Here is a 7189-nt window from a genome sequence, read left to right on the forward strand (position 1 = left end):
CGTCTCTCCTTGTGGTGTCGGGTCAGGCGGTCCGCCGGAGGCGCCCGGCGTACCGCGACTCGAGGGCGTGGTTGTGCTCGTCCCCGCCGGGGACGTTGGCGGAGAGGTAGATAGGGGGTACCTCACCGGCCTGGTGGAACCGTCGTACGACCTCGGCGGTCAGCAGCTGCGCCAGCAGCGCCGCGGTGACCGAGGAGACCGCACAGACCGCGCCGCCGCCCTCGAGCGGCAGCAGTGCGTCGCCGTACGGCGCGCCGTTGTCCAGCACGACGTCGGCGAGATCGGCGAGCCGCCGGCCCGACGGGTGCCGTGGGGCGACCCGGGCGGTGTGCTCGACCGAGGTGACCGCGATCAGCGGGTGACCGCGGCCGGTGACCAGCGTCGCCAGCTCGACCACGGAGCCGTTGATGCCGGACTGGGACGCCACCACGAACACGTCCTGCGGCTGCGGGGCCGCCAGCGCGTAGAGCTGGTGGGCGATGGCGGGGTCGCGCTCCAGCTTCGGATCGGCGAGCACGTCGCGCGGGGCGTCGCCGTGCAGCACGAGGTCGTGGATGGCGAGCCGGTTGGTGGGCACGAGTCCACCCGCCCGGGCGACCAGCTCCCCGGCGAACGCCTCGGAGTGGCCGGCGCCGAACGCCTGGAGCAGTCCGCCGGCGCGCAGGCTGGTGGCGATCAGGTCGGCGGCGGCGCCGATCCCGTCGGCGCTGGTGTCGACCAGCCGGTCGAGCACCGGGCGGACGGCGTCGGCGTACCCCTGGGCGCTGATCATGCGGTGGCCCCCTTCGCGGCCTTGTGCCCGTCGACGGCCTGGGCGGTGCGCCGGAAGGCCGCGTGGGCGCGGTCGTGGGTGCGCTGGGCGACGGCGATGTAGAGCAGGTCGAGCACGACCAGCTGCGGGTGCCGGGCCGACAGCGCGTCGGGGCGGAACGTGGTGGCCTGGCTGGCGGTGAGCAGCACGATGTCGGCCAGCTCGGCCAGGGGCGAGCGCGGGAAGCCGGTCAGCGCCACGGTGGTCGCGCCCCGGCTGCCGGCCTCGGCGAGCATCTCGATGGTCTCCCGGGTCTGGCCGGTGTGCGAGATGCCGAGCGCCACGTCGCCCTGGCGCAGCAGGGCCGCGCTGGCGAGTCCCTCGTGCACGTCGTTCCAGGCCCAGGCCGCCACGCCGATGCGGTGCAGGCTGAACTGCATCTCCTCGCCGACGAGGGCGCTGCCGCTGGCGCCGAAGATGTTCACCCGGGACGCCCCGGCGATGGCGACGGCGGCGCGTTCGACCTCGGCGAGGTCGAGCAGCGCGGCGGTGTCGTGCATGGCGCGGGTGTCGGCGGCCATGATCTGGTCGAGCACCCGGGAGAGCGGGTCACTCGGCTGGATCTCGCGTCCGATGTCGACGGTCCAGCCCGCCGAGCGGGCCCGGCCGGTCTCGGCGGCGATGCCCAGCCGCAGGTCGGCGTAGCCGTCGAAGCCCATCGCCCGACAGAACCGGGTGATCGTCGCCGGGGAGGTGCCACTGCGCTCGGCCAACTCCACGATGGTCGCCCGGGCGGCCGCCTCCGGGTCGCTGAGCACGTGTTCGGCGACCCGGCGCAGCGCCCCGGTCAGCTCGCCCGCGCCGGCCCGGACCCGGGCCAGCACACCGTCGGAGGGGACCCCCAGCGCGGGCCGCCGGTCGACCGCGTCGGCGTCGACCACCGCGGTCCCCGCGGAGATGTCCACCTCGTGATCAACCATGGGACGCCTTTCCGAAAAGATTATTAACTGTTACTGGTAAAAGTTCTTACTAAAAGCCCCTCGATGTCAAGACCGCGGGCGAAGTTTTCAAACTGTTACCTGGCGCACAGCCCGCCACAGGCCCCGGCCCTTGCCCTACGTCGCTGGGCCGACCAGCATGAACGCGGCGTTGATCAAGGAGGTGGGTGCCGATGTCCGACACCGTCGTGGTCGGTCTCGACGTCGGAGGTACGTCCACCCGGGCGGCCGCCCTGAGCCTGGACGGGCGCCGGCTCGGCACCGGCCGGGCCGGCGGTGGCAACCCCACCAGCCACGGCGCCGAGCGGGCCGCCGGCGAACTCCTGGCCGCCCTGCGGGAGGCGCTCGCCGATGTCGACCCCACCCGGGTCCGGGCCGGCACCATCGGCCTGGCCGGGGCCGCCCGGCTGCTCGCCGACCCCGCCGGCCGGGACGCCTTCGACCGGGCCTGGCGCGACGCCGGCCTGCGCTGCCCGTACGACGTGCACGGCGACGCCCTGGTCGCGTACGCCTCGGGCACCGCGAGCCCCGAGGGCACCGTGGTCATCGCCGGCACCGGCGCGATCGCCGCACAGGTCCGCGAACTGCGGCTGGACCGGGTCGCCGACGGTCACGGCTGGCTGCTCGGCGACGCCGGCTCCGGCTTCTGGCTGGGCCGGGAGGCGGTCCGCCGGCTGCTGTCCGACCTGGACCGGGGGCAGGCCCCGGGGCGGCTGGGGACGGCAGTGCTCACCGAGCTGATGGGCTCCGCCGAGGTGGCGCCCCGGCCCCGGGACACCGGCGACGCGCTGATCCAGGCGGTGACCCGACGATCCCCGGTGGAGCTGGCCCGGCTCGCGCCCCTGGTGGTCACCGCCGCCGTCGACGGCGAGCCGGTCGCCCGCGGCCTGATCGACGAGGCCGCCGCCCACCTGGCGGAGAGCACCGCGCGGATCCGCCCGGCCGGCGACGCCTCCCCGATCGTGCTCGGCGGCGGGCTGCTGACCGGCGACACCCCGCTGGCCTCCGCGGTCCGGGCCGAGGTCGCCCGGCGGTGGCCGGACGCGCCGCTGTGCTCGGCCGGCGACGGCGCGGCCGCCGCGGCGTGGCTCGCCGCCCGCGACCTGCCCGAGGTGACCGATCCCGGGGCCCTGCACGCCCTGCTGCTTCCACCAACCTCCTGACCAACCTCGTCACCGCCCGCGCCCGCCGTGCATCGACAACGGGCCGACCCGGACGACGGTGGGCCCGGGACGACGGCGAGGCGGTGCCGCCGGCTGGGCATCCCACTGCGCCGCACCTGATCGCCGAGATGCTCGCCTGGATCTGTGGATTGCCAGCGAGGCGTTGCTGACGGCCCGATACACAGCTCGCGAGCGTCGTCGGGGCCGCCGACGGCTGTGACGGTCCCGTGAGTTGCCGTACTTTCGTGCTGTACGGCGATGGGGTGCGACTGCGGCTCATCGGCGGCTCCGTAGCGGTAGACGAGCCCTGTCACGATCCCGACGGAGGCCGCCGCAACAACACAGGGAGGACTGCGCCATCGGCCTCGGCGTCAACGTCAAACGCCACAACCGTAGGCAGCTCCTCACCGACGTAACGACGCACTCACCGGGCATGGTGGCTGCGATCGCCCCACGAACCGGAGGTCAGCCCTCAGCCCAGCCGACGTCCCCGCGTACCCGGTCTACGAACGGGCGCTCGCCACCGCCCGCCGCTCCCGCCGCCGTACCGCCCTCGCGGCCGCGGCGGCAATGGTGCTGGTCGCGCTGGCCGGGGCGGTGCTGCCGCTGGCGGGTACCCCCGCCGTCGACCCGGCGGCCGGCGCTGAGGCCGCGCTGCCCGACCGGGTCGGCGTGCCGCCCTTCGGCAGCCTGCACGCCACCGATCGACCGCGCCTCGGTCCCGCCTCGGTGATATTCACCGGTCAGGCCCCGCTCCTGACGTACGGCAACGAGGGCAGCATCATCGCGGTCGTCGGTGCGGACGCCGACCGCTACCGGATCATCAAAGGCGAAATCGAGGCGCAAGCCTGCGAGGACACGGTGCTGTCTCCCGACGGTCGCCGGGTCGCCTTCAGATCCGTCGGCTACACGCATCCCCGAGTGGAGATCGTCGACCTGGTGACTGGGCGCAGCCGTACCGTGGCCAGCGGGGTCTCCGGCACCGTTATGGTCGAACCGGCGGGCTGGTCGCCGGACGGGCGGGCGCTGGTCGTCCGAGACACTGTGCCGGCCAACCCGGAGCGCAGCGCCTACCGGCAGGTGCTGAGCATCGTCTGGCTGGACGGCGACCGCCGGACCCGGCTGGCCGACGATTACGAGGGGAACGGGTCCCCGGTCGCATTCGCCCCGGACGGTGCACGGCTCGCCTTCCAAACCGGGCGGACGGTTGCCGTCGCCGACCTCGACGGCCGGCGGCTCTTCTCGTTCACCCTCGCGCCCGAGACGGAGCTGGCCGGCAAGGGCGCCTGGAGCACCGACGGCCGGGCGCTGACGGTCACCCGGCGGGACGGCGGCAGCTGGAGCCTGCGGCGGATCGACCCGGCCACGGGCAGGGACCTCGGCGCGATCGACACGCCGGCCGTCTCCGGGGTGACCGCCATTCGGCTGCTGGGGTGGGCGGCGGATGGGACTGCGCGGGTCGTCGCCTACCAGCCCGCACCCCACGCTCCGGCCGCGTTCGACGCGCCCCTAGAGATGGATCAGCGACTGGCGTACGGCAACGTCGGCACTGTGCGGGGTGCTGGCCCTCGGTCGTGGCGCGGATGCTCCCACCACCCTGCTCACCGCCCCAAGAGACGTCGTCGCGATCGACGTTTCCGACGACGTGATCCGCAGTGGTCGCACCCGTGACGCAAGCCCGCCCCACGGAGTGGGCCCCCGATTCTGGTTCTGGGCCCTCCTCATCACCGTCCTGGTGACCGGCATCGCGGCGTACCGCTGTCGCGAAGGGCTGGCGCTCTGGCTCGACAACCGGCGTGTCAGACGTGCGCGCGGGCGGGGTGAGGGATCATCGTGATCGCAGAGGCTAGAAGATCGAGTAGCACTTGGCGGATCTTCACCTGGGCCGCAAGACGCTCGCGGATGAACGACCCCCGTCGGGGGGAAAGTGACCTGACGTAGCGGCGAGTGTGATCAAGTGCCGTACCGCGTGGTCAGACCCACCGGTCGTGCAGTCGAGCATGATCGAGTGTGACTGCGCGGTACGGCGTTCGCTGACGATCCGCTGACTATCGGTTGACGCGCTGCGGGCGCCCGAGGACGGCCGGAGGCCGCCCGCAGGGCAGTCCGCGAGCGCGCGCCCAGCTTCCGACCCCTGCCTTGCAAAGATCAAGACTGCTGTCGGCTGGCGTCGGTGACGGCCGTTGACCTGCTCGCCATGTCGCCTCGCGTCGGCCCCTAACCGTCTCCGTCGGTCGGCTTGGCTGTACGGGTGGCTGTACAGCCACCCCTCGTCACGGCAGTTCTAGGCCGTGTCTCCCGGATCATGGCTTGGGGCGGTGTCCGGTTTCGCGCGTAGCCAGATGAGGATGTCGGCGATCTGCACGGTGGCCCGGTAGCGGCAGGCGAGCTTGTCGTACCTGGTGGCCACGGCACGGAACTGCTTGCGCCGGTTCATCAGCCGTTCGATGGTGTTGCGCTGCCGGTAGCGGTAAGGGCGGAACGTGGGCGGGCGGCCACCGCGTGATCTTTTCCGGGCCCGGTTGGCTTTCTGGTCGTCCTTCTCCGGGATGTCGTGCGGGATGCGCCGGGCCCGTAACGCTCGGCGGTTGCCGCGCGAGCTGTACGCCTTGTCCGCCGAGAGGGAATCGAGGCGTTTGCGCGGACGGCCGATCCCGCCGGGACGGGCCACGGCCACGTCGTCGAGTAGCCGCACCAGTTGGCGGGTGTCGTGGTCCTGGCCCGGGGTCAGGTGGCTGGTCAGGTTCCGGCCACGCCCGTCACCGATCGTGTGGATCTTCGTGGTCCACCCGCCGCGCGACTTGCCGAGTCCTTCTCGTCGCGCTGCGTCACGGCTGCTCAGCCCCCTTTACGCGCACCGGCGGCGTGCTGGTGGGCGCGCACGATCGTGGAATCGGCGTTGCCGTGCCAGTCCAGGTCCCCGACAGCGTCCGCGTCGGCCTGCAGCATCGCCTCGATCCGCGCCCACGTCCCGTCCTCCTGCCAGCGGGTGAACCGCTTGTACAGCGTCTTCCACGGCCCGTACCGCTGCGGGACGTCCCGCCACGGCACCCCGGTCCGCACCCGGAACACGATCCCGTTGATCACCTGCCGATGATCACGCCACCGTCCACCACGCTGCGGTGTCATCGCCGGCAGCAACGACGCGATCCGCGCGTACTCGACATCGGTCAGCTCAAACCGTCCACCCACGACACGTGTGAATAGCCGAACATTGCCCCAAGATCCAGGAGACACGCCCTAGCTCCCAAGCCTCGAATGGCGGCTCGACTGTGTACTCCCGGTCGCAGTAGCGGCGGATGTACTGCGCGGCGCGCCACTCGGCATCACCTGCGTTCGTCACCTGGCCGTGCTCGTCGATGTCGAGCACGTTGGAGAAGATCGCCATGACCTGTTCGAGCGTCGAGCCGAACTGCATCAGAGCAGGCCGGTAGTCAATCCCGTCCAGGAGGTCTAGGCACAGCGTGCCATTGGCGAGGTAGAACGCGAAGAACCGGTAACACGACCTGACATCTTCCGGCAACTGGCCCACGCGCTGATCATGCAGCACTGGCCAGAGCTACCCGGTGGCAAGCCGCGTAGCGGCGCGGCAGCGATCGCCCCGCCCTCGGCGTCGGCTAGCCTCTCTCGCGATCGTCACGGCATCACTTGGAAGCGACCGCATCAGCGACCTACGCATTACGAGATCAAGATGGGCGACATCGCCGACCTGGGCACATGGTGGTCTAGCAGCGGGAACACCTTCTGATATCTCTTGACGCTCCCCCACCTTCGGTGGACCTCTTGCGGACCAGATGCGGACCGTCAGCGGCTAGCAGGCAGACTTCTGGACGAAGGTCTCGCGTTCCCCGGTGTCCGGGTCGTCGACCCATTGCCACAGGCTCACGTCCCCCCGCCAGCTGCGATCAGCGTTGAACTCAAGGCTTGTTCTGGGTTCCTTCATCCGCAGGAATAGCCGACCATTCGCCGCCAAGTCGCCCGAACGCAACAGACCCCTGCCGGAAATCGTGTCCCTAGATCCGTCCTCCTTGTAACCGAACATGACCTCAGACACCGTGAAAGCGCGATCAGGCGCGATCTCGATGACCCCGCCCTGGCGGGACTGGAAGACCCCGCACAGAGCGTGTAGGCGAACCGGCCACAGTGCTTGCCAGGCAAGGGCACATGGCAACAGCGCCACTAGTGCCGCGTCAGGCAATGTTGGCCCTGTTGACTACCTGGCTGAGGCGTTTGTCGGTGGCGTGCTTGTTCCGCCAGATGATGTAGCGGCGGATCAT

General features: G+C 71.3%; 5 protein-coding genes and 1 pseudogene. 2 read left to right on the forward strand and 4 right to left on the reverse strand.

Annotated features, from left to right (window positions below; genetic code table 11):
• Positions 1–22 precede the first annotated feature (22 nt).
• The gene (locus ACGF5C_RS31390; RefSeq protein ID WP_393307492.1) at positions 23–772 is read right to left on the reverse strand and encodes a sugar isomerase domain-containing protein; all 750 of its coding nucleotides are present in this window, start codon (positions 770–772) and stop codon (positions 23–25) included.
• Positions 769–1731 carry a MurR/RpiR family transcriptional regulator gene (locus ACGF5C_RS31395; protein WP_393307494.1) on the reverse strand — a complete coding sequence of 321 codons (963 nt, stop codon included), beginning with the start codon at positions 1729–1731 and terminating at the stop codon, positions 769–771. Before ACGF5C_RS31395 ends, ACGF5C_RS31390 begins: the two co-directional genes overlap by 4 nt.
• Positions 1732–1922: 191 nt before the next feature.
• Here ACGF5C_RS31395 and ACGF5C_RS31400 point away from each other — a divergent pair, with 191 nt between their 5' ends.
• Entirely contained in the window at positions 1923–2912 is a 990-nt protein-coding gene (locus tag ACGF5C_RS31400; RefSeq protein WP_393307496.1) for an N-acetylglucosamine kinase, read from the forward strand.
• A 573-nt stretch (positions 2913–3485) separates the two neighbouring features.
• Positions 3486–4583 (forward strand): TolB family protein, encoded by a 1098-nt coding sequence (locus ACGF5C_RS31405; RefSeq protein WP_393307498.1) that lies wholly within the window; start codon positions 3486–3488, stop codon positions 4581–4583.
• Positions 4584–5196: 613 nt separating this feature from the next.
• On the opposite strand, the pseudogene ACGF5C_RS31410 reads toward ACGF5C_RS31405, so the two are convergent.
• Together ACGF5C_RS31410 and ACGF5C_RS31415 are read right to left on the reverse strand one after the other, a co-directional pair.
• Positions 5197–6041, reverse strand: a pseudogene (locus ACGF5C_RS31410) (IS5 family transposase).
• A gap of 46 nt (positions 6042–6087) precedes the next feature.
• On the reverse strand, positions 6088–6444 hold the full coding sequence (locus ACGF5C_RS31415) for a hypothetical protein (RefSeq protein ID WP_393307500.1): 357 nt from the start codon (positions 6442–6444) through the stop codon (positions 6088–6090).
• Positions 6445–7189 lie beyond the last annotated feature (745 nt).

Source organism: Micromonospora sp. NPDC047620 (assembly GCF_043205005.1).
Lineage (GTDB): Bacteria > Actinomycetota > Actinomycetes > Mycobacteriales > Micromonosporaceae > Micromonospora.